Raw genomic sequence first — 20,060 nt, forward strand, 5'->3', positions numbered from 1 at the left:
CGGAGTAGGGGGCATCCGCCGGCCCGGCTCATCCACCGCCGATGGCGTGGACGATCTCGACCCGGTCTCCCTCGCTCAGGCGGACCGACTCGTGCGCGCTTTTCGGCACGATATCTTCATTGAGTTCCACGGCGATGCGCCGGCCGCTCAGGCCCAGGGTCGCGATCAACTCCGCCACCGTCAGGTCGGCGGCCAGATCGCGGGGTTCGCCGTTGAGCTGAATCTGCATGGCGTCCTCAATTCTGCGTTGACGACTGTCGCGGGCCCATATTGTAGCCGCTTAGACATCGCCGGGGTACGGTGTGCCGCGATACCCCCAAGGCGGGGGCATCGAGGCAACACCGCTCGTGATGGTATTTGACGGCACGGCACGCCCGCCCGTTCAGTCCGAATCCGGCAGCACATAGGTCGCCGTCACCAAGGCCACCGGGGCCTCGTCACCGGCCGAGAAGAGCTGCACCTCGCCCACCGCCAGGCGGCGGCCCAGCTTGAGCAGGCGGGCATTGGCGATCACGTCGCGGTCGCCCCGGGGCCGGCGCAGGAAGCGGCAGTGCAGGTCGCTGGTCACGGCCATGGGCTCGGGGCCGATCTGGGCGAGGATTGCCACGTAGAGGCACACGTCCGCCAGCCCCATCAGCGTGGGACCGGAGACGCTGGCCCCGGGACGCAGGTGCTCGTCCTCGATGGCCAGGCTCATGGTGGCCCGCATATGGTCGATCCCCTCGATGGTCCCCGAGCGTTGCGGAAAGACCTCGTCGAGGAAGTCCTCGATGGCGGCGGCGGTCATCACGGTCATGGGCGGACTCCTGCTGGAATGGGACTGTCGCCAACATAGCGCAAGGCGCCCCGGGGAGATACCCGGGGCGCCCCTCGAACCTCGAACCTCGAACCTCGAACCTCGAACCTCGAACCTCGAACCTCGCCGATTATTTCGCCTTGTGCACGGCGCGCCAGTGGTGCAGCAGCGGCTCGGTGTAGCCGGACGGCTGCTCGCGCCCCTTGAAGATCAGGTCGCTGGCGGCTTGGAAGGCGGTGGAGCCGGAGTAGTCGGCACTCATCGGCGTGTAGGTGGGATCGGCGGCGTTCTGCTCGTCGACCACCTTGGCCATGCGCTCCAGCGTCTCGCGCACGCGGGCGGCATCCACCACGCCATGGTGCAGCCAGTTGGCAAGCAGCTGACTGGAGATCCGCAGGGTGGCGCGGTCCTCCATCAGGCCCACGTCGTGAATGTCCGGCACCTTGGAGCAGCCCACCCCGTGCTCGACCCAGCGCACCACGTAGCCGAGGATGCCCTGGCAGTTGTTGTCGAGCTCCTGCTGGATCGCCTCGTCGGACCAGTCGGGATTCTCGGCCACCGGCACGCTCAGCAGATCATCGAGATAGTCCGGCTCGCCGAGACCCTCCAGTTCGCGCTGCACCTCGGTGACGTTCACCTGGTGGTAGTGCAGGGCGTGCAGGGTGGCGGCGGTGGGCGAGGGCACCCAGGCGGTGTTGGCGCCGGCCTTGGGGTGGCCGATCTTCTGCTCCAGCATGGCCGCCATCAGGTCCGGCATGGCCCACATGCCCTTGCCGATCTGGGCGTGACCGCGCAGGCCGCAGGCCAGGCCGACCTGGACGTTGTTCTTCTCGTAGGCGCCGATCCAGGCGGCGTTCTTCATGTCGCCCTTGCGGATCATCGGGCCCGCTTCCATGGCGGTGTGCATCTCGTCGCCGGTGCGGTCGAGGAAGCCGGTGTTGATGAACACCACCCGCGAGGCGGCCTCGTTGATGCACGCCTTGAGGTTGACCGTGGTACGGCGCTCTTCGTCCATGATGCCCATCTTCATGGTGTCGCGGGCCATGCCGAGGAGGTCCTCCACGCGGCCGAACAGCTCGTTGGCGAAGGCCACTTCCCGGGGGCCGTGCATCTTCGGCTTGACCACGTACATGGAGCCTTCGCGGGAGTTGCGCGGCTCGCCTGCGCCCTTCTGGAGGTCGTGCAGGGTGATCAGGCCGGTCACCACGCCGTCGAGAATGCCCTCGGGCAGCTCGTTACCCTCGGCATCGAGCACCGCCGGGGTGGTCATCAGGTGGCCGACGTTGCGCACGAACATCAGCGAACGGCCCGGCAGCGTCAGCTGGCCACCGTCCGGCGCGGTGTAGTCGCGGTCGCCGTTCAGGCGGCGGGTGACGGTCTTGCCGCCCTTCTCGACCTGCTCGCTCAGGTCGCCCTTCATCAGCCCCAGCCAGTTGCGATAGACGCCGACCTTGTCCTCGGCATCCACCGCCGCCACCGAATCCTCGCAGTCCATGATGGCGGTCAGCGCGGCCTCCACCACCAGGTCCTTGACGCCGGCCGGGTCGGTCTTGCCGATGGGGTGGTCGGGGTCGATCTGGATCTCCAGGTGCAGGTCATGGTTGACCAGCAGGATGGCCTCCGGGCTTGCCGCCTCGCCGCGGTAGCCCACCAGCTTGCCGGGGGCCTTGAGACCGGTCTCGCGGCCGCCGTCCAGGGTCACCACCAGGTGGCCGTCGCGCAGCGCATACTTGACGGCATCCCGGTGGGAGCCGGTGGCCAGCGGCACGGCCCGGTCGAGCACGCCGCGGGCGTAGGCGATGACCTTCTCGCCGCGCTTGGGGTTGAAGCTCGTCCCCTTCTCGGCGCCATCCGCTTCGGAGATCGCATCGGTGCCGTAGAGGGCATCGTAGAGGCTGCCCCAGCGGGCGTTGGCGGCATTGAGCGCATAGCGGGCGTTGCTCACCGGCACCACCAGCTGCGGCCCGGCCTGCATGGCGACCTCGCGGTCGACGTTGGCGGTGGTCACCTTCACCTGGGCGGGCGGGTCCACCAGGTAGCCGACCTCCTTCAGGAAGGCGCGATAGGCCGGCATGTCGCGCACCGGGCCGGGGTGTTCCCGGTGCCAGGCGTCAAGCTGCTCCTGCAGGCGGTCACGCTCGGCGAGCAGTTCGCGATTCTTCGGTGTCAGATCGTAAAAGAGTGCATCCACGCCGGCCCAGAAGGCCTCGGCATCGATGCCGGTGCCGGGAAGGGCCTGGTCGTTGATGAAGCGGTCCAGTTCAGCGGCCACCTGGAGACGATGGCGAGTGACGCGTTCGGACATGGGAAGTCTCCTCGTGCGTGGCGGCCGTTCCTGCCGTCGGCCAGCCGCATTTCGTGGGATGATACCACTGCGAAGGTGCCAATTTTGTGGAAAACTGTTCCACATGTAAACCCGGGTGAGGGTCTACCCTACTAGACATAGGGTTAAGGCCCGACTTTCTGACCAAATAGTCAGGATTTGCCGGCGTACATGCGCAGATGCTATCCCGACAGCCTAGTCGGTCGCTAGGAGCCTGCCGGGCTTGACCAATCGTAGCGAGGGATTCGGTTCTCGAGACAAGTTTATCGATCTGTTGAGGCGAATAGCGAGCTCTTTAACGAAACAGATCGAATGAAATTGGTCGAAAATCCGGATTCCGCAGTAGATTAGTGTGAAGTCCGACAGGCTCCTAGACTCGGGCGACAGAAGAAAGGATTCGAGGGAAGAACGTGTTGAATCGCTGGAGGACGCCATGACCGACTTCACCGCGCTGCAGGCCCTGGGGCCGGTCGCTCCCTTCGTCAGCGAGGCCGGACAACCGCTGGACGCTTACCTCGAACACTACGGGCTGGCGCCGCTGCTGACCGAGCACGTCGGGCTCTATGTCGGCTACCTGGACACGCAACGCTTCCAGCTCTGGACCCAGGTCTGGAGCCCCCCGGAGGCAGTGGGCACGGCCTTCGTGGTGCACGGCTACTTCGACCACCTGGGGCTGTATCGACACCTGCTGGAGCGCCTGCTGGAGCGCCGCTGGCGGGTAGTGCTGTGGGACCTGCCCGGCCATGGCCTCTCCAGCGGCAAGCGCGCCTGCATCGATGACTTCGGCGACTACGGCGACTGCCTGCGCGCGCTTCAGGACCAGCTCAGCGACCAGGGGCTGGCGCCGCGGCCCTGGCTCGGCGTCGGCCAGAGCACCGGCGCGGCGATCCTGGCCACCGATGCCCTGAGCCGTCCCGATGACGGCCACTGGTCGGGGCTGGCCCTGCTGGCCCCACTGGTGCGCCCCTGGAACTGGTCGCAGTCGAGCTGGCTGCACCTGCTGGTGGGCCCCTTCGTTCGCACCCTGCCACGCCGCTTTCACGAGAACTCCACCGACGCCGAGTTCGCCGCCTTCCTGCGCGAGCACGACCCCCTGCAGCCCGAGCACCTGTCGGTCAACTGGGTCAGCGCCATGCGCCGCTGGATGCCCGAGCTGCTGGCGCTGCCCCCCAGCGAGGTGCCGACCCTGATCCTGCAGGGCGAACAGGACCTGACCGTCGACTGGGAGTGGAACCTGGAGGTGCTGGAGCACAAGTTTCCCCGGGCACGCATTCATCGCCATCCGGACGCCCGCCACCACCTGGTCAACGAGGCCGAGCCTATTCGCCGGGCGCTATTCGACGCCCTGGATGCGTTCGTTGCCGAGTTGGAGCCCCAGCCCCCCCTCACCAACGGGACGCCTGCACCATGAGGGGGCACAGCGCGGTCACGCTGCTCACGGCGACGCTGATACTGACAGGCTGTGCCGCCGCACCGCCGCAGCCCGACCCCGTGCGCCAGGCGCTGCTGAACCTGAGCGAGCGGGCCGCCGGGCGGGTGATGAACGTGGCGGAACTGCAGCCGCCCGCGGACCAGGTGCTGCTGCTGGCGACCCCCGAGATGGACGGCGACCTGGGAATCGACAGCAAGCGCTTTCTCGAGAACCTGACCCGCGCCCTGCTCGGGGTTACCCCCGGCCCCCAGGTACTGGACTGGCGCCCCACCATGGCCGGCGACGTCGATACCCAGCACTGGCGGCTCGTGAGTCAGCTGGACGCCTCGGCCCCCCGGCTACGGCTCTCCGACCGCGACCTGCTGCCCTACCGGCTGACCCTGGCCCTCTATCGGGCCGACGCCGAGTCGCCACTGTGGCGGACCGAGATCGAGGGCGCCTTCGACGCCACGGCGCTGTAGCTCCGTCCTCATACAGCTCCGTCCTCAACCGCCCGGCCCTCAACTCTGGCGCAGCTGCCGATCCAACTGCCGATAGCCGATGGCCTCCATCAGCTCGTCTCTTTCGGGGCGCGGCTTGCCGGCCAGGTCGGCCAGCGTCAGCGCCACCCGCAGCACCCGGTGATAGGCCCGCGCCGAGAGCTTGAGCCGCTCCAGCACCCCGGCGAGCCAGGCCCGGTCGGCCGTGGACAGCGCGCAGGCCACCTCCAGCGCGCGGCTGCCCAGGTGGGCATTGAGCGCGCCTCGGGCATACTGCCGCGCCCGCGCCGCCATCACCCGCTCGCGCACGCTGGCCGAGCTCTCCCCCGTCTCGCGGGCGGTCAGCTGCTCCGGCGGCAGCGCCGGCACCTCCACCTGCAGGTCGATGCGGTCGAGCAAGGGGCCGGAGAGCCGCGACTGGTAGCGCTGGATCTGGGCGGCGGTGCACTGGCAAGCCTGGCGCGGATCGCCCAGATGCCCGCAGGGGCAGGGGTTCATGGCGGCCACCAGCTGGAAGCGCGCCGGAAAGCGTCGCTCGTGGCTGGCCCGGGCGATATGGATGCGCCCGGACTCCATGGGCTCGCGCATCACCTCCAGCACGTGGCGACTGAACTCGGGCAGCTCGTCGAGGAACAGCACCCCGTGGTGGGCCAGCGAGATCTCGCCGGGGCGCGGCCAGGAGCCGCCGCCCACCAGGGCCACGGCGCTGGCGGTATGGTGCGGGGCGCGAAAGGGCCGCCTGCCCCACTGCTCGGTCAGCGGCAGGCCGCACACCGAGCGGATCGCCGCCACTTCCAGCGCCTCCTCCTCGGTCAGCGGTGGCAGGATGCCCGGCAGGCGGCTGGCCAGCATGGTCTTGCCGGTGCCGGGCGGGCCGGCGAACAGCAGGTTGTGGGACCCGGCCGCGGCGATCTCCAGGGCACGGCGTGCCTGGTGCTGGCCGCGCACCTCGGCCAGGTCGCCGTCGAGCGTCGCGGACGACGGCGGTGTCGCGAGACGATGCGCGGCGATCGGCGTCTGCCCCAGCAGGTGTGCCACCACCTCCAGAAGATGATCGGCGGGCAGCACCTGGAGATCCCCGGCCAGGGCCGCCTCGTCAGCGTTCTCCCGCGGCACGATCAGCTTGCGCCCGGCGCGACGCGACGCCAGCGCCAGCGGCAGCACGCCACTGATCGGCCGCAGCCGTCCGTCCAGCGCCAGCTCGCCGACACACTCGACCCCCGCGAGGGCCTCCACCGGCAGCTGGCCGGAGGCGACCAGGATGCCCAGGGCGATGGGCAGGTCGAAGCGCCCGCCGACCTTGGGCAGGTCGGCAGGCGCCAGATTGAGCACAATGCGGCGCGTATTGGGGAAGTCGAAGCCGGCATTGACCAGGGCGCTGCGCACCCGTTCACGGCTCTCCTTGACGGCGGCCTCGGGCAGGCCGACCAGGGTCATGCCCGGCAGGCCGTTGGCCAGGTGTACCTCGACCAGCACCTCGGGCGCCTCCAGCCCCAGGCCGGCACGGGTGGTGATGATTGCCAGCGTCATGCGGTCCCTCGCAGTCGGTGGTGACGTCCTCAGCGTAGCAGCCTCGTCCCTGGGACGCCCGCACCTCGCTTAGAGGGTGTCTACAAAAGGACTGCACTCGACAATACGTCGTTAAAAATTGACTCGTGCGCGAGTCCGATCAACATGCTCATTTACACTCCGTAAACTCCGCTATTTCGCCAATTTTTGCCTCGTCTTGCCTTCGCTCGCCTGTTTTGTAAACACCCTCTTAGCGGCCGGTTTCTTTCGCGCCGGCATCCTCCTCGGGGGCCGGCGGCGCGGGATCGGCCGCGGATTCGCTGGCCCTTGCATCGAGCGCCTGCTCCAGGGCGGCGACCTGCTGCTCCAGGGCCTCGACGCGAATGCGGGTGCGCTGCAGTACATCCATCAGGATGTCGAAGTCCTCCCGGGACACCAACTCCAGCCGGTCGAAGGCGCCGCGCACCACCTGCTGAACTCCCTTCTGGAACTCCTCCGGCGCCTGGGACGCCCCCTGCAGACGCTCGCCCAGCTGCTGGGCCAGGCGGCTGATGTGGTCGTGACTCACCATGTGGATCTCTCCCGATACGAAAAGTGGCTGCCTACAGGATACGCAAGGCCCGACGGACGCGCATTCCCCTTCGATGCCCCGGCATGAGGCGGCTGCACCGGCACCCGGCACCAGCCTGGTGCATCGACGCCCTCCCCACTCGTCCTCTGCCGGAAACCGAGCCGCAATCCCAAATGCAACACCATGAAAATCTTGAACTAACCATGTCAATGGCACGCATCTCGCTAGACAGCATCAGCGAACCATCGGGTGGCCGCCGCCGCCCTGCCATACCGTCCAGGAGATTCGAGATGAAACTCATCACCGCCATCATCAAGCCGTTCAAGCTCGACGACGTCCGCGAGGCGCTCGCCGACAACGGTGTTCAGGGCATCACCGTTACCGAGGTCAAGGGCTTCGGCCGTCAAAAGGGCCATACCGAGCTCTACCGCGGCGCCGAGTACGTGGTCGACTTCCTGCCCAAGGTGAAGGTCGAGGTCGCGGTGGACGATGCGCGCCTGGAGGGCGTGCTCGACGCCATCTGCGGCGCCGCCAACAGCGGCAAGATCGGCGACGGCAAGGTCTTCGTCACCCCGCTGGAGGATGTCATTCGTATCCGCACCGGTGAACGCGGCGCCGATGCCGTCTGATCACCGCCCTTTTTCAGAGCCATGGAGACACTCCAATGACTGAACTTGCCGAACTGAGCTACGCGCTCGATACGTTCTACTTCCTGATCTGCGGCATCCTGGTAATGTGGATGGCCGCCGGCTTCTCGATGCTCGAGGCCGGCATGGTGCGCTCCAAGAACACCGCCGAGATCCTCACCAAGAACATCGCCCTGTTCGCCATCGCCTGCACCATGTACCTGCTGGTGGGCTACTACATCATGTACTCGAGCAGTGCCGGGGGCTTCCTGCCCAACCTCGGCTTCCTGCTCGGCGGGGAGAACAGCGTGGACGCCGTCACCGCCGGCGGCGACGACGCTCCCTACTACTCCATGCGTGCCGACTACTTCTTCCAGGTGGTGTTCGTGGCCACCGCCATGTCCATCGTCTCCGGTGCCGTGGCCGAGCGCATGAAACTGTGGGCCTTCCTGGCCTTCGCCGTGGTGATGACCGGCTTCATCTACCCGGTGTCCGGCTACTGGACCTGGGGCGAGGGCTGGCTCGATGAGCTGGGCTTCTCCGACTTCGCCGGCTCCGGCATCGTGCACATGGCGGGCGCCGCCGCAGCCCTGGCCGGCGTGCTGATCCTCGGACCGCGCAAGGGCAAGTACGGCAAGGACGGCAGCATCCACGCCATTCCCGGCGCTAACATGCCGCTGGCCACCCTGGGGACCTTCATCCTGTGGATGGGCTGGTTCGGCTTCAACGGCGGCTCCGAGCTCAAGGTCTCCGACGTCGACTCCGCCAACAACGTCGCCCAGGTGCTGGTCAACACCAACGCCGCGGCCGCCGGCGGGGTCATCGCCGCGCTGATCCTGGCCAAGCTGTGGTTCCGCAAGGCCGACCTGACCATGGCCCTCAACGGCGCCCTGGCCGGCCTGGTGGCGATCACCGCCGAGCCGCTGGCGCCCTCGGCGCTGGGCGCAACCCTGATCGGCGGCGTGGGCGGCGCCATCGTGGTGGCCTCCATCGTCAGTCTCGACAAGCTGAAGATCGACGACCCGGTGGGTGCCATCTCGGTGCACGGCGTGGTCGGTATCTGGGGCCTGCTGGCCGTGCCGCTCTCCAACGCCGACGCCAGCTACGGCGCCCAGATCATCGGCGGCCTGGCAATCTTCGCCTGGGTGTTCGCTGCCAGCCTGGTGGTGTGGCTGGTGCTCAAAGCGGCGATGGGCATCCGCGTCAGCGAGGAAGAGGAGTACGAGGGCGTCGACCTGGCCGAGTGCGGCATGGAGGCCTACCCCGAGTTCCGTGCAGCCAGTGTGCAGGGCGGCGGCTCCGGCCGTGGCCCCGGCGGCCACGCCGGTCAGGCGAAGGCCAGCGTGCAGGCCAAGCCGCGCACCGAATAGAGTCGCGACGCCGCATAGGTCGCGGAAGGCCCCTTCGGGGGCCTTTTTTATTCCCCGCCAACGCAGTGTATGCTTTAGCCCAACGAGACCCATCGCAAGACGGACTGCGACCCGCAGGCCCCGCCCCGGACAGAGAGGAAGAGACCAATGAAACTGGTGACCGCGATTATCAAGCCGTTCAAGCTCGACGATGTGAGAGAGTCGCTCTCCGAAATCGGCGTCCAAGGCATCACCGTCACCGAGGTCAAGGGCTTCGGCCGCCAGAAGGGGCATACCGAGCTCTATCGCGGCGCCGAGTACGTGGTCGACTTCCTGCCCAAGGTGAAGGTCGAGATCGCCGTGGACGAGGAGATGGCCGAGAAGGTCATCGACGCCATCACCCAGGTAGCGAACACCGGCAAGATCGGCGATGGCAAGATCTTCGTCACCCCGCTGGAGCAGGTGATCCGTATCCGTACCGGCGAGACGGGGAAAGACGCGGTTTGATAGCTGCAAGCTAGTCTGTGCATCATACCCACCCAAGCAAAACCCCCGGCGCCAAGGCGTCGGGGGTTTTGCGTGAAGCTTGCTGCTTGTCGCTGGCGACCTACTTCTCCACGAAGGCGCGCTCGATCACATAGTCGCCGGGCTCGCCCATGCGCGGCGAGATATTGAAGCCCAGGTCGTCGAGCAGCGCGCTGGTCTCGTCGAGCATCGCCGGGCTGCCGCAGATCATGGCGCGGTCCTGCTTGGGATCCAGCGCCGGCAGACCGGTGTCCTCGGCCAGCTTGCCGCTGCGGATATGGTCGGTCAGGCGGCCCATGGTGTGGAAGTCTTCCCGGGTCACGGTGGGGTAATAGACCAGCTTTTCGCTGATCTCCTCGCCCAGGTACTCGTGGGCCGGCAGCTCCTTGGTGATGAAGTCGGCATAGGCAAGCTCGCTGACGCTGCGTACGCCGTGCACCAGCACCACCTTCTCGTAGCGCTCGTAGACCTCCGGGTCCTGGATCAGGCTCATGAACGGCGCCAGGCCGGTGCCGGTGGAGAGCAGGTAGAGGTTGCGTCCGGGCAACAGGTCGTCGGTGACCAGGGTGCCGGTGGGCTTGCGGCTGACCATGATCTGGTCGCCCACCTTGAGATGCTGCAGCCGCGAGGTCAGCGGGCCGTCGGGCACCTTGATGCTGAAGAACTCCAGGTGATCCTCATAGTTGGGGCTGGCAATGGAGTAGGCGCGCATCAGCGGTTTGCCGTTCACCTCCAGGCCGATCATCACGAACTGGCCATTCTTGAAGCGCAGGCTGCGCTCCCGGGTGGTGCGGAAACTGAACAGGGTGTCGTTCCAGTGGTGAACGCTGAGAACCTCTTCCAGGGCAAACTTGCTCATGCCGACTCCTTGATATTCTGTTAGAGAATAACGCCGCCGATAAACTATAGAGAGAATTCTAAGAGCCCCGGTGTTATCTGTTAATTGGATTGTATGGATAACGTTTATCTATACTATAGATAAAGCCTGCCCCGGAGCCCGCCCCATGCACTTCACCCTGCGCCAGCTGGAAGTCTTCGTCGCCGTGGCCCAGCACGAGAGCGTCTCCCACGCCGCTCGCGCCATCGCCCTCTCCCAGTCCGCCACCAGCACGGCGCTGGCCGAGCTGGAGCGCCAGTTCGACTGCCAGCTGCTCGACCGGATCGGCAAGCGGCTCAAACTCAACGCCCTGGGCTTTCAGCTGCTGCCCAAGGCCGTGGCCCTGCTCGACCGCGCCGAGGAGATCGAGGAGCTGCTGCACGGCCAGCAGGGGGTCGGCTCGCTGGACGTGGGGGCGACCCTGACCATCGGCAACTACCTGGCCACCCTGCTGATCAGCGACTTCATGCAGCGCCACCCGGGCAGCCGGGTGCGGCTGCAGGTGCGTAACACCAGCGCCATTATCGAACGAATCGTTCAGCACGAACTTGATCTGGGCCTAATAGAGGGGCGCTGCGAGGACGATGCCGTGGTCACCCAGCCCTGGGTAGAGGATGAGCTGGCGGTCTTCTGCTCACCCCGTCATCCGCTGGCGGGTTCCGGCCCCGTGGAGCTCGACCGGCTGCTGCGCGAGGCCTGGATCATGCGCGAACAAGGCTCGGGCACACGGCTGACGCTGGAGCAGGCCGCCCGCCACCGGCGCGGACGCTTCAACATCCTGCTGGAGCTGGAGCACACCGAGGGGATCAAGCGAGCGGTGGAGTCGGGGCTGGGCATCGGCTGCGTCTCCAGGCTCGCGCTGCGCGACGCCTTCCGGCGCGGCAGCCTGGTGCCGATTCCCACCCCGGAGCTGGACCTCAGCCGCCAGTTCGCCTTCATCTGGCACCGCCACAAGTACCTGGCCACCGGGATGCGCGAATTCCTGCGGCTGTGCCGGCAGATGACCGAGGGGGTCAAGCGCAGCGACGAGATCGACCTGCCCCCGGTGCCCTGAGCCCAAAGGCCAGGCAAAAAGTCGGCACCCGCAAGGTGCCAACTGGGTCATCAAGCGCCGCAGCAGGCGGCCGGGAGTCGTCTCACTAACGCATATCGCTGACGGCCTCCTGGATATCCGCCAGGCTGGCCTTGGAGAGGTCCTTGGCCAGGGTGTGGATAACCAGCTTGCTGGAGGGGCCGTCGAGCTTGTCGCGCAGCTGGCCGAGAAAGCGCGGCGGAGCCACCAGGATCAGCTTATCCAGGGTGTTGTCGACCCGCGCGCGATAGATGCGCTCGGCCACCTCCTTGGCGAAGACCAGCTCCTCATGGGTGCGTGCCACGCTTTCGCCACCCGAGGAGCGGGCGGTGGTCGACATGGACTCGTGAACGTCGGCACCGCGATCGGTCACCAGATCCCCCTCGTGCAGCCGCCCTTCGGCGTGCACCAGGCTCTCCTTCTCTTCCAGCTTGAGGGCGTCGCGGGTAAAAATGCGCGCCCGGGCTGCATCGGCCACCACGATATAGGTTGTCATAGCCTCTCCTTGATGCAAGTGGATGGGGGTGCCCGCCCACTGCGGCAGCGGCTCCTCCCTCTCTCAACATTGGCAAGCGCGACCGCCGGGGTCAACCGCTCAAATCACCTTGCGCCGCAGCACGCTGGTGATCGCCTCACCGACCAGCACCAGCAGGACAATGGCGATCAGGATGGTCGCCACGGTGGGCCAGGCGAAGGTATCGATGGCGCCCTGCAGCAGCACCCCGATGCCGCCGGCGCCCACCAGCCCCAGCACCGTGGATTCGCGGATATTGATATCCCAGCGCAGGATGACGATGGCGAAGAAGGCCGGCATCACCTGGGGCACCACGGCATAGGCGATCACCTTGAGCTTGGAGGCGCCGGTGGCCTGCATCGCCTCCACCGGCCGACGGTCGATCTCCTCGATCGCCTCGCCCATCAGCTTGCCGATGAAGCCGATGGAGCGAAACATGATCGCCAGGATCCCCGCCAGCACGCCCGGGCCGAAGATCGCCACGAACAGCAGCGCCCAGATGATGGTGTTCACCGAGCGGCTGGCGACCAGGATGAAGCGTCCCAGCCACAGGCAGGCGCGATTGGGCGTAGTGTTCTGGGCGGCGATATAGGAGACCGGCAGGGCGATGAAAATGGTCATCATCGTCGCCAGGGTGGCGATGTGCACCGTCTCGAGCATGGCGTTGAGGATCGCCTCGAGCCCCCGCGGGTCCGGCGGCCACATGCGCGCCCCCAGGTTCGAGATCTGATTCGGCGCGTCCCACACCCAGGGCCAGAAGATGTCGATGTCGCGGACCGCCCAGTAGACCACCATCAGGGTCACCAGCAGGACGGCATAGCGAATCAGGCGCTGCCGGCGGTCGTAGCGCCGCCAGACTCGATCGGCCAGGGCACCGGCGTGATCTACCATATCTTCTTCCTTACCCAGCCGCTGATGCCTTCGCTGATCAGGATCACCGCGATGATGATCAGCAGGATGGCGAAGGCGAAGTCGTAGTCGTAGCGCCCGAAGGCGTTCATCAGGGTACCGCCGATACCGCCGGCGCCGACGATGCCCACCACCGCCGAGGCCCGCAGGTTGCTGTCGAGCTGATACATCGACAGCCCCACCTGACGCGGCAGGATCTGCGGGAAGACCGCGTAGACAAGCGTCGCCAGGTAACCCGCCCCGGTGGCGCGCATCGCCTCCACCTGGCCCCAGTCGATCTCCTCGATCTCCTCGGCCAGCAGCTTGCCGACGAAGCCGATGGAATAGAGGGTCAGGGTCAGGATCCCCGCCAGGGGGCCGAAGCCCACCGCGGCGACGAACAGGATGGCAACGATCACCGGGTGGAAGCTGCGCGAAATGATGATCACCGCGCGGCCGAACAGGTAGACCGGCAGCGGCGCGACGTTACGCGCCGCCATCACCGCGAAGGGAATCGACAGCGCAACGCCGAGCAGGGTCGCCAGGATGGCGATCTGGAAGCTCTCCTTGAAGCCGGTGAACAGCAGCCCCCAGCGCTCGAAGCTCGGCGGGAAGCCGCCGCCGAAGATGCGTGCCGCCCGCGGCAGGCCCTCGCTGATGCGCTCCCAGTTGAACGGCAGGCTGCCGAAGGCCCACACCAGATAGGTGACCACCGCCAGCCACAGGCCGTAGCGCAGCCAGGGGTTGGCGATAAAGGGCGGCTTGCGCCAGGTCCGCGGCACCGGCGTCGTGCCGGTGACATCAGGCCTGGTCATGGGTCACCCCCGGCTTCCCCTGGTCGAGCGATGCCGAGGGTGTTTCGACGAGCTCTTCCTCGGGCGCCTCGATGCCGCCATAGATGGCCTCCAGCGCCTCCTTGTTGAAGTCGGCCGGTGCGCCGTCGAAGATCATCTTGCCGTGGCGCAGGCCGACGATCCGCTCGGTGTAGGTCTTGGCCTGGGCCACGTTGTGGATATTGATCAACACCGGCAGCGACAGCTCGCTGGCCAGGCTCTGCAGCAGCTTCATGATCTGCTCGGAGGTGCGCGGGTCCAGCGACGCGGTGGGCTCGTCGGCGAGCAGGATCTCGGGCTCCTGCATCAGCGCCCGCACCACCCCGACCCGCTGACGCTCGCCGCCGGACAGCGCGTCGGCGCGCTTGTTGGCGTAGTGGGCGATACCCACCCGCTCCATCAGGGTAAAAGCCCGTTCGATGTCCTGCTGGGGATAGCGCCGCGTCACCGCCTGGTAGAGATTGACATAGCCGAGCCGGCCGGCCAGCACGTTCTCCATCACCGTCAGCCGGTCGATCAGATTGAAGCCCTGGAAGACCATGCCGATCCGGCGCCGGGCACGGCGCAGCGCCGCTCCCTTGAGATTGACCAGCTCCCGGCCGTTGAGTCGGATCGAGCCGGAGGTCGGCTCCACCAGGCGATTGATACAGCGCAGCATGGTGCTCTTGCCGGCGCCCGAGGCGCCGACGATGGCGACCACGCTGCTGCCCTCGACCCTCAGGTCGAGCTCCTTCAGCACCGGCTCGTCATGGCCGTAGCGCTTGACCAGCTTCGAGATTTCCAGCATTCATCCACCTCATCGCCAGGCACCGATACGCCCGCTTCGACCGCTGGGCCGGAGCGGGCCGGGTGGTATCACTCCAGGTCTTCGCGCGTGTAGCGCACGTCGTTGGCGGCCTGGATGGTGCGGATGACCTGCCAGTTATCCTTGTAGTTGATGGGCACGAACTTCTCGACCCCCTCGAACTCCTCGCCCAGCGCCGTGCCGGCGAACTCGAAGCTGAAGAAGGCTTCCTTGATCTTCTCGACCAGGTCGGGATGCAGGTTGTGGGCGTAGTTGTAGGAGGTGGTGGGGAAGGCGTCGGTCTCGTAGATGATCTTGACGTCGTCCGGGTCGTAGAGACCGCGGGCCGCCATGCGCTCGACCACCTCGGAGGCCACCGGCGCGGCATCGTAGTCGCGGGCCACCACCCCGAGCATGGACTGGTCGTGGCTGCCGGAATAGACCACTTCGTAGTCCTCGTCGGGGACGATGCCGAGCTCCGGGAACAGCGCCCGCGGTGCCAGGTTGCCGGAGTTGGAGGTGGGCGAGGTGTGCGCCACCCGCTTGCCGGCGAGGTCAGTGAGCTCATCAATGCCGGAGTCGACGTGGGTATAGACCTGCAGGGTGTAGCCGAACTGACCGTCATCGGAGCCCATCAGCGCAAAGGGCACGGCGCCGGCCAGGTTGACCGCGAAGGGGGTCGGGCCGGTGGAGAAGCCGGCGATATGCAGGCGCCCGCTGCGCATGGCCTCGACCTGAGCCGAGTTGGACTGCACGGCGAAGAAGCGCACGTTGCGCTCGGTGACCTCTTCGAGGTGGTCGATGAACGGCTGCCAGATATCGGAGTAGATGGCCGGGTCTTCCACCGGGGTATAAGCGAAGATCAGGGTATCGGGGTTGGCCCACTGGGACTCGTCGGCGGGCAGGTCGGCGACCATGTCCCCATCCTCGTCGCAGTAGAGGCTATCCAGGTCGCCGCGCGGGCAGTCGGCCTGGGCCTGGGCGGAGACGAGCAGGGCCAGCGGCAGCAGCGAAGAGAGGGCCAGCGTGGCGAAGGGGAACTTGCGGGAAGCAGGGCGTGCGTTCATGGCGTACCTCGTGTTGTCATTGTTGTTGATATCGCGGTGGGTGGCGTGGCGGCGTATTCTCTTGGCTAGCGGGTAAGTGTGGTGGTCGGGTCAGGTTCGGAGTGAGGGCTTGCGCTATGCTGGCTGTACGGCACAGATTGATCGAATTCGAACACAGCACCGGCCAGCCGTGATCACAAACGAAAGTGCATGATTCAATCTAGGTAGTGTGACGATAGCATGTCAACCGAATTCCTCAACGCTCCAGCAGGTCGCCACAACCGCTATCTGCTGATGCGCCATGGCCACAGCCAGGCCAATGCCAGCGGGGTGATCATCAGCACCCCCGACCGCGGCCTGGACGCCTTCGGGCTCTCCCCTCAGGGCCGCGAACAGCTCGACCGGGTGGTCGCCGAGTGGTCCTGGCCGGCACCGACCCATATCCTGCACTCCGATTTTCTGCGCACCGCCGAGACCGCCGCCCGGGTGGCGGAGCACTTCGCCCTGCCGCTGTCCGGCGAGCCCGGCCTTCGCGAGCGCGACTTCGGCGAGCTCGAGGGCCAGCCCGACAGCCGCTACCCCGACATCTGGGCGCTGGATGCCGCGGACCCGACGCACCGCCGGTTCGGCGTGGAGAGCGTGGCCGCGGTGGCCCGGCGCATGCTGGGGGTGATCGACGGCCTGGAGCGCGAGACCCGCCACGCCACCGTGCTGCTGGTCAGCCACGGTGACCCGCTGCAGATCCTGCTGACCGCCCTGGCGCAGCGGCCGCTGAGTCAGCATCGCGACCGCCCGCCGCTGGCGCCGGCCAGTATCACCCTGCTGGCGCCGTCGCAGGGCGCACCCACCCGCTGACAGCCCTGCCCCCTTCGGCCGGGCGCCATGCGGCGCCCCGGCCAGAACCAGCCCTCGGCCTTTGCCTAATGGAGCAGGCACCGCCCCGTCCAGTGCGGTAGCATTCGGTAACCGAAAGACGCAGCCCAGAGGATCGCCCACCTTGCCGGACACGGTCAGCCCGGATGCCAGTCGCCTGCTTGCCGCCCTTGCCAGCGGCAGCCGCGAGCTGATCGACGCCTACTTCTGGTCGAAGGGCGTCGACGCCCTGCTCGGCGAGCTGGGGCGCGCCTCCGGGGTCAGCCGCGTGTGGATCTTCCAGCTGATCGAACTCCAGCCCGATGCCGTGGTACAGGACTACGTCTTCGAATGGGCGGCGGCACCGCGCTACCGCCAGCTGATGCAGAAGCGCTTCCGCTTCTTTTCGATGATCTTTGACGACCCGGTCTACCGTCGCATGGTGGAGGAACGCCAGCGCGGTGAGGCGCAGCATTTCATCACCCAGTCGATCCCGCCGGGGCCGCTGCGCGACAACCTCGCAAGCCAGGGCATCCACTCCATGGTGACGGTGCCGATCATGGTCGAGGGCCGCTGGTGGGGCACCCTGGGCTTCGACGACTGCGAGCGGGCGCTGGACTGGCAGGGCAGCGGCATGCATGCCCTGAAGGTGGCCGCCGAGCTGATCGCCTCGGCCCTCTACCGCCAGCGGCTCACCAGCCGCCGGCGCCAGCTCGAGCTGTTCCAGCAGGTCACCGACTGCGGGATCTGGGAAATCGACCCGCACAGCGCCTCGACCTGGTGTTCACGGGCGCTGCTGCGCAGCCTCGGCTACCCGGACCGCTACGCCCACCTGCCGCTGCGCCGGCTGCTCGCCCATATCGTCGCCGAGGATCGTCGGCGGCTCTGGAAGCAGCTTCGTGAAAGCCTGAGTGCACGGCTGTCGAGCTGGCGGCTCGACGTGCGGCTGATCGGCGCCGACGGCCAGCGCCGCTGGCACGAGATCGTCGCCGAAGCGGTGTATGACGACCAGCAACGGCTGCGCAGCCTGGCGGGGCTGGTGATCGACATCAGCCAGCGCAAGCGCGGCGAGGAGATCGCCCAGGAGGCGGCCGAGTACGACGAGCTGACCGGGGTGATGAATCGCCGCGGGCTGAGCCGCCATCTCGCCGAAACGCTGAGCAGCGGCTGCTCTCCTCACCACCTCATGCTGGTCGACATCGACCACTTCAAGCCGGTCAACGACCGCTACGGCCATCCCGCTGGCGATGCGCTGCTGCGCCAGCTGGCCAGCCGCCTCGGCAACGAACTGCGCCCCACCGACGGCCTCGCCCGGCTGGGCGGCGAAGAGTTCGTGGTGGTCACCTGCGGCCTGAGCCGCCCCCAGGTCCTGGCGCTCGCCGAGCGGCTGCGCGCACGCATCGCCGACGCCCCCTTCCAGCTCGGCGGCGGCCAAGGGGGCCAAGCCTCACCGCTGAAGGTGCCCATCACGATCAGCGTCGGCATCGCCGAGCTCCCGACCGACCAGGAGCTGCGCCACGGCCAGGCCATGGCCATTGCCCGCGCCGACCAGGCGCTCTACGCCGCCAAGCACGCCGGCCGCAACCGGGTCCACGCCGACTGGTCGCAGGCGTCATGACAAGCCGATGAGCCGGGCCAGCGCCGCAGGCGCCGAGCCCGGCATCGCTCAGTGACCCAGTATCTGGCTCAGGAACAGCCGAGTGCGCTCCGACTGCGGATCGTTGAAGAAGGGTTCCGGGGCGTTCTCCTCGATGATCTGCCCCTGGTCCATGAAGATCACCCGGTCGGCCACGGTCTTGGCGAAGCCCATCTCGTGGGTCACGCAGAGCATGGTCATGCCCTCGCGGGCGAGTTCGACCATGACATCCAGCACCTCCTTGATCATCTCCGGATCGAGCGCCGAGGTGGGCTCGTCGAACAGCATCACCTCGGGATGCATGCACAGCGAGCGGGCGATGGCCACCCGCTGCTGCTGCCCGCCGGAGAGCTGTCCCGGGTACTTTCGCGCCTGCTCGGCGATCTGCACCCGCTCCAGATACTTCATGGCCTCGGCCTCCGCCTCCCGGCGCGGCTTCCTCTGCACCCACATGGGCGAAATGCAGCAGTTCTCCAGCACCGTGAGGTGGGGAAAGAGGTTGAAGTGCTGGAACACCATGCCGACGCTGCGGCGGATCTGCTCGATACGCTTGACGTCCTGGGTCAGCGGCACGCCGCCTACCACGATCTCGCCCTGCTGATGCTCCTCCAGGTGGTTGATGCAGCGAATCAGGGTCGACTTGCCAGAGCCCGAGGGGCCGCAGATGACGATACGCTCACCGCGGCTCACCTTGAGGTCGATATCGCGCAGCACGTGGAAGTCCCCGTACCACTTGTTGACGCCGCGCATCTCGACCATGGGGGTCTCGGCGCCGACCTGGGATTGCATTGCTTGTTCATTCATTGTTGCCGTTCCTCGATTTGATTGGCGCCGACACCTAGCGCTTATGGCCGGTATGCAGTTTCCTCTCCAAATACTGGCTATAGCGCGACATGCTGAAGCAGAAGATCCAGAACAGGAACGCCGCAAAGACGTAGCCCTCCACGGCGAAGCCCAGCCAGCGCGAGTCGGACAGCGCCGCCTGGACGATGCCCAGCAGATCGAAGAGCCCGATGATCATCACCAGGGTGGTGTCCTTGAACAGCGAGATGAAGGTGTTGACGATGCCCGGGATCATCATCTTCAGCGCCTGGGGCAGCACGATCAGCCCCATGCGCCTCCAGTAGCTCATGCCCAGGGCCGCGGCGGCCTCCTCCTGGCCCTTGGGAATCGCCTGCAGGCCGCCACGTATCACCTCGGCCATGTAGGCGCTCTGGAACAGGGTGATGCCGATCAGGGCGCGGATCAGGCGGTCGACGCTGACCCCCGTGGGCATGAACAGCGGCAGCATCACCGAGGCCATGAACAGGATGGTGATCAGCGGCACCCCGCGCCAGAACTCGATGAACACCACACAGAAGCTCTTGACGATGGGCATCTGGGAGCGCCGCCCCAGCGCCAGCAGGATGCCGATGGGCAGTGCCGCCACCATCCCCACCACGGCCAGCACCAGGGTCAGCATCAGCCCACCCCAGCGATGGGTCTCCACCACCGGCAGACCGAAATAACCACCGTAGAGCATCGCATAGGCGAACAAGGGGAAACCGATCAGGGCGATGAGAGTGACCCAGCGCTTGAAGGGCAGCCGGGGAATCGCCAGCCAGGCGATCAGCACCGCGAAGGTGGCGAAGACCACATTCGGCCGCCACAGCTCGGCGCGGGGATAGAGGCCATAGATGAACTGGGGGAGACGGGCATTGACGAACACCCAGCAGGCCCCCTCCCGGGAACAGTCGTCGCGGCTGGTGCCGATCCAGTCGGCGTTGATGAAGGCCCACTGGATCGTCGGCGTCAACAGGATATAGAGCAGATACAGGCCCAGCAGGGTGAATACGCTGTTCACCGGCCCGCTGAACAGATTGGCGCGCAGCCAGGCGATGGGGCCAACGGTCAGGCTCGGCGCCGGGCGCTCGGGTAACATCTCGTGTCGAATCGTCATGGCGCTCTC

Annotated in this window: 21 protein-coding genes; 8 read left to right on the forward strand and 13 right to left on the reverse strand. The window is 66.8% G+C overall.

What is annotated here, in order from left to right:
* Positions 1–28: 28 nt before the first annotated feature.
* From thiS to HOP52_RS02150, 3 genes are all read right to left on the reverse strand, one after another.
* Positions 29–229, reverse strand: a complete 201-nt coding sequence (gene thiS / locus HOP52_RS02140; protein ID WP_238975495.1) for a sulfur carrier protein ThiS — start codon at positions 227–229, stop codon at positions 29–31.
* A 153-nt stretch (positions 230–382) separates the two neighbouring features.
* Positions 383–796, reverse strand: coding sequence for a PaaI family thioesterase (locus tag HOP52_RS02145; RefSeq protein ID WP_238975497.1), 414 nt, complete (start codon positions 794–796; stop codon positions 383–385).
* A 130-nt stretch (positions 797–926) separates the two neighbouring features.
* Entirely contained in the window at positions 927–3,101 is a 2,175-nt protein-coding gene (locus HOP52_RS02150; RefSeq protein WP_238975500.1) for a malate synthase G, read from the reverse strand.
* Between the two features lie 451 nt (positions 3,102–3,552).
* Between HOP52_RS02150 and HOP52_RS02155 the strand changes: the two genes are divergently transcribed.
* Together HOP52_RS02155 and HOP52_RS02160 are read left to right on the forward strand one after the other, a co-directional pair.
* Complete coding sequence (locus HOP52_RS02155; protein WP_238975502.1) at positions 3,553–4,530, forward strand: alpha/beta hydrolase; 978 nt, start codon at positions 3,553–3,555, stop codon at positions 4,528–4,530.
* Positions 4,527–5,012: a hypothetical protein gene (locus HOP52_RS02160; protein ID WP_238975504.1), complete on the forward strand. Its 486-nt coding sequence runs from the start codon at positions 4,527–4,529 to the stop codon at positions 5,010–5,012. Before HOP52_RS02155 ends, HOP52_RS02160 begins: the two co-directional genes overlap by 4 nt.
* Positions 5,013–5,051: 39 nt before the next feature.
* Here HOP52_RS02160 and HOP52_RS02165 read toward each other — a convergent pair whose 3' ends face one another.
* Together HOP52_RS02165 and HOP52_RS02170 are read right to left on the reverse strand one after the other, a co-directional pair.
* Positions 5,052–6,560: a YifB family Mg chelatase-like AAA ATPase gene (locus tag HOP52_RS02165; RefSeq protein ID WP_238975506.1), complete on the reverse strand. Its 1,509-nt coding sequence runs from the start codon at positions 6,558–6,560 to the stop codon at positions 5,052–5,054.
* A gap of 229 nt (positions 6,561–6,789) precedes the next feature.
* Positions 6,790–7,110: an accessory factor UbiK family protein gene (locus HOP52_RS02170; protein WP_238975508.1), complete on the reverse strand. Its 321-nt coding sequence runs from the start codon at positions 7,108–7,110 to the stop codon at positions 6,790–6,792.
* 290 nt (positions 7,111–7,400) lie between these two features.
* On the opposite strand from HOP52_RS02170, the gene HOP52_RS02175 reads away from it, so the two are divergent.
* The 3 genes from HOP52_RS02175 to glnK all read left to right on the forward strand — a co-directional run bounded on the left by HOP52_RS02175 (position 7,401) and on the right by glnK (position 9,592).
* Entirely contained in the window at positions 7,401–7,739 is a 339-nt protein-coding gene (locus HOP52_RS02175; protein WP_238975510.1) for a P-II family nitrogen regulator, read from the forward strand.
* Positions 7,740–7,774: 35 nt separating this feature from the next.
* Positions 7,775–9,106: an ammonium transporter gene (locus HOP52_RS02180; protein WP_238975512.1), complete on the forward strand. Its 1,332-nt coding sequence runs from the start codon at positions 7,775–7,777 to the stop codon at positions 9,104–9,106.
* 147 nt (positions 9,107–9,253) lie between these two features.
* Positions 9,254–9,592: a P-II family nitrogen regulator gene (gene glnK / locus HOP52_RS02185; protein ID WP_238975513.1), complete on the forward strand. Its 339-nt coding sequence runs from the start codon at positions 9,254–9,256 to the stop codon at positions 9,590–9,592.
* Positions 9,593–9,692: 100 nt separating this feature from the next.
* Here the strand turns inward: glnK and HOP52_RS02190 are convergent, their stop codons facing one another.
* Positions 9,693–10,469: a ferredoxin--NADP reductase gene (locus tag HOP52_RS02190; protein WP_238975515.1), complete on the reverse strand. Its 777-nt coding sequence runs from the start codon at positions 10,467–10,469 to the stop codon at positions 9,693–9,695.
* Positions 10,470–10,614: 145 nt separating this feature from the next.
* On the opposite strand from HOP52_RS02190, the gene HOP52_RS02195 reads away from it, so the two are divergent.
* A complete protein-coding gene (locus HOP52_RS02195; RefSeq protein WP_238975518.1) occupies positions 10,615–11,541 on the forward strand; it encodes a LysR family transcriptional regulator in 927 nt (308 codons plus the stop codon).
* 85 nt (positions 11,542–11,626) lie between these two features.
* Here HOP52_RS02195 and HOP52_RS02200 read toward each other — a convergent pair whose 3' ends face one another.
* The 5 genes from HOP52_RS02200 to phnD form a co-directional block, all read right to left on the reverse strand.
* Complete coding sequence (locus HOP52_RS02200; protein ID WP_238975520.1) at positions 11,627–12,055, reverse strand: host attachment protein; 429 nt, start codon at positions 12,053–12,055, stop codon at positions 11,627–11,629.
* Between the two features lie 99 nt (positions 12,056–12,154).
* Entirely contained in the window at positions 12,155–12,964 is an 810-nt protein-coding gene (gene phnE, locus HOP52_RS02205) for a phosphonate ABC transporter, permease protein PhnE (protein WP_238975522.1), read from the reverse strand.
* Positions 12,958–13,776 (reverse strand): phosphonate ABC transporter, permease protein PhnE, encoded by an 819-nt coding sequence (phnE, locus tag HOP52_RS02210; RefSeq protein WP_238975524.1) that lies wholly within the window; start codon positions 13,774–13,776, stop codon positions 12,958–12,960. The genes phnE (HOP52_RS02205) and phnE (HOP52_RS02210) overlap by 7 nt, the downstream gene beginning before the upstream one ends.
* Positions 13,763–14,581: a phosphonate ABC transporter ATP-binding protein gene (gene phnC, locus HOP52_RS02215; RefSeq protein ID WP_238975526.1), complete on the reverse strand. Its 819-nt coding sequence runs from the start codon at positions 14,579–14,581 to the stop codon at positions 13,763–13,765. The genes phnE (HOP52_RS02210) and phnC overlap by 14 nt, the downstream gene beginning before the upstream one ends.
* A gap of 68 nt (positions 14,582–14,649) precedes the next feature.
* Complete coding sequence (gene phnD, locus HOP52_RS02220) at positions 14,650–15,645, reverse strand: phosphate/phosphite/phosphonate ABC transporter substrate-binding protein (protein WP_238975528.1); 996 nt, start codon at positions 15,643–15,645, stop codon at positions 14,650–14,652.
* A gap of 219 nt (positions 15,646–15,864) precedes the next feature.
* On the opposite strand from phnD, the gene HOP52_RS02225 reads away from it, so the two are divergent.
* Together HOP52_RS02225 and HOP52_RS02230 are read left to right on the forward strand one after the other, a co-directional pair.
* Positions 15,865–16,479, forward strand: coding sequence for a histidine phosphatase family protein (locus HOP52_RS02225; protein ID WP_238975530.1), 615 nt, complete (start codon positions 15,865–15,867; stop codon positions 16,477–16,479).
* A 142-nt stretch (positions 16,480–16,621) separates the two neighbouring features.
* On the forward strand, positions 16,622–18,094 hold the full coding sequence (locus HOP52_RS02230) for a diguanylate cyclase domain-containing protein (protein WP_238975543.1): 1,473 nt from the start codon (positions 16,622–16,624) through the stop codon (positions 18,092–18,094).
* A gap of 48 nt (positions 18,095–18,142) precedes the next feature.
* Here HOP52_RS02230 and HOP52_RS02235 read toward each other — a convergent pair whose 3' ends face one another.
* Entirely contained in the window at positions 18,143–18,871 is a 729-nt protein-coding gene (locus HOP52_RS02235; protein ID WP_238975964.1) for an amino acid ABC transporter ATP-binding protein, read from the reverse strand.
* A gap of 79 nt (positions 18,872–18,950) precedes the next feature.
* Positions 18,951–20,051: an amino acid ABC transporter permease gene (locus tag HOP52_RS02240; RefSeq protein WP_238975545.1), complete on the reverse strand. Its 1,101-nt coding sequence runs from the start codon at positions 20,049–20,051 to the stop codon at positions 18,951–18,953.
* Positions 20,052–20,060: the final 9 nt, after the last annotated feature.

Origin of the sequence: Billgrantia campisalis, assembly GCF_022341425.1 — a bacterium.
In the GTDB taxonomy this organism is placed as follows: Bacteria; Pseudomonadota; Gammaproteobacteria; order Pseudomonadales; family Halomonadaceae; genus Halomonas; species Halomonas campisalis.

What these genes read in the sequence shown, in the direction of transcription:
- HOP52_RS02195 (WP_238975518.1), top strand. Translation starts at nt 10,615, where the DNA reads ATGCACTTCACCCTGCGCCAGCTGGAAGTCTTCGTCGCCGTGGCCCAG.
- phnD (WP_238975528.1), bottom strand. Translation starts at nt 15,645, where the DNA reads ATGAACGCACGCCCTGCTTCCCGCAAGTTCCCCTTCGCCACGCTGGCC.
- phnE (WP_238975522.1), bottom strand. Translation starts at nt 12,964, where the DNA reads ATGGTAGATCACGCCGGTGCCCTGGCCGATCGAGTCTGGCGGCGCTAC.
- HOP52_RS02190 (WP_238975515.1), bottom strand. Translation starts at nt 10,469, where the DNA reads ATGAGCAAGTTTGCCCTGGAAGAGGTTCTCAGCGTTCACCACTGGAAC.
- thiS (WP_238975495.1), bottom strand. Translation starts at nt 229, where the DNA reads ATGCAGATTCAGCTCAACGGCGAACCCCGCGATCTGGCCGCCGACCTG.
- HOP52_RS02200 (WP_238975520.1), bottom strand. Translation starts at nt 12,055, where the DNA reads ATGACAACCTATATCGTGGTGGCCGATGCAGCCCGGGCGCGCATTTTT.
- HOP52_RS02155 (WP_238975502.1), top strand. Translation starts at nt 3,553, where the DNA reads ATGACCGACTTCACCGCGCTGCAGGCCCTGGGGCCGGTCGCTCCCTTC.
- phnC (WP_238975526.1), bottom strand. Translation starts at nt 14,581, where the DNA reads ATGCTGGAAATCTCGAAGCTGGTCAAGCGCTACGGCCATGACGAGCCG.
- HOP52_RS02180 (WP_238975512.1), top strand. Translation starts at nt 7,775, where the DNA reads ATGACTGAACTTGCCGAACTGAGCTACGCGCTCGATACGTTCTACTTC.
- HOP52_RS02240 (WP_238975545.1), bottom strand. Translation starts at nt 20,051, where the DNA reads ATGACGATTCGACACGAGATGTTACCCGAGCGCCCGGCGCCGAGCCTG.
- HOP52_RS02160 (WP_238975504.1), top strand. Translation starts at nt 4,527, where the DNA reads ATGAGGGGGCACAGCGCGGTCACGCTGCTCACGGCGACGCTGATACTG.
- HOP52_RS02175 (WP_238975510.1), top strand. Translation starts at nt 7,401, where the DNA reads ATGAAACTCATCACCGCCATCATCAAGCCGTTCAAGCTCGACGACGTC.
- phnE (WP_238975524.1), bottom strand. Translation starts at nt 13,776, where the DNA reads ATGACCAGGCCTGATGTCACCGGCACGACGCCGGTGCCGCGGACCTGG.
- HOP52_RS02150 (WP_238975500.1), bottom strand. Translation starts at nt 3,101, where the DNA reads ATGTCCGAACGCGTCACTCGCCATCGTCTCCAGGTGGCCGCTGAACTG.
- HOP52_RS02170 (WP_238975508.1), bottom strand. Translation starts at nt 7,110, where the DNA reads ATGGTGAGTCACGACCACATCAGCCGCCTGGCCCAGCAGCTGGGCGAG.
- glnK (WP_238975513.1), top strand. Translation starts at nt 9,254, where the DNA reads ATGAAACTGGTGACCGCGATTATCAAGCCGTTCAAGCTCGACGATGTG.
- HOP52_RS02235 (WP_238975964.1), bottom strand. Translation starts at nt 18,871, where the DNA reads ATGGTCGAGATGCGCGGCGTCAACAAGTGGTACGGGGACTTCCACGTG.
- HOP52_RS02225 (WP_238975530.1), top strand. Translation starts at nt 15,865, where the DNA reads ATGTCAACCGAATTCCTCAACGCTCCAGCAGGTCGCCACAACCGCTAT.
- HOP52_RS02165 (WP_238975506.1), bottom strand. Translation starts at nt 6,560, where the DNA reads ATGACGCTGGCAATCATCACCACCCGTGCCGGCCTGGGGCTGGAGGCG.
- HOP52_RS02145 (WP_238975497.1), bottom strand. Translation starts at nt 796, where the DNA reads ATGACCGTGATGACCGCCGCCGCCATCGAGGACTTCCTCGACGAGGTC.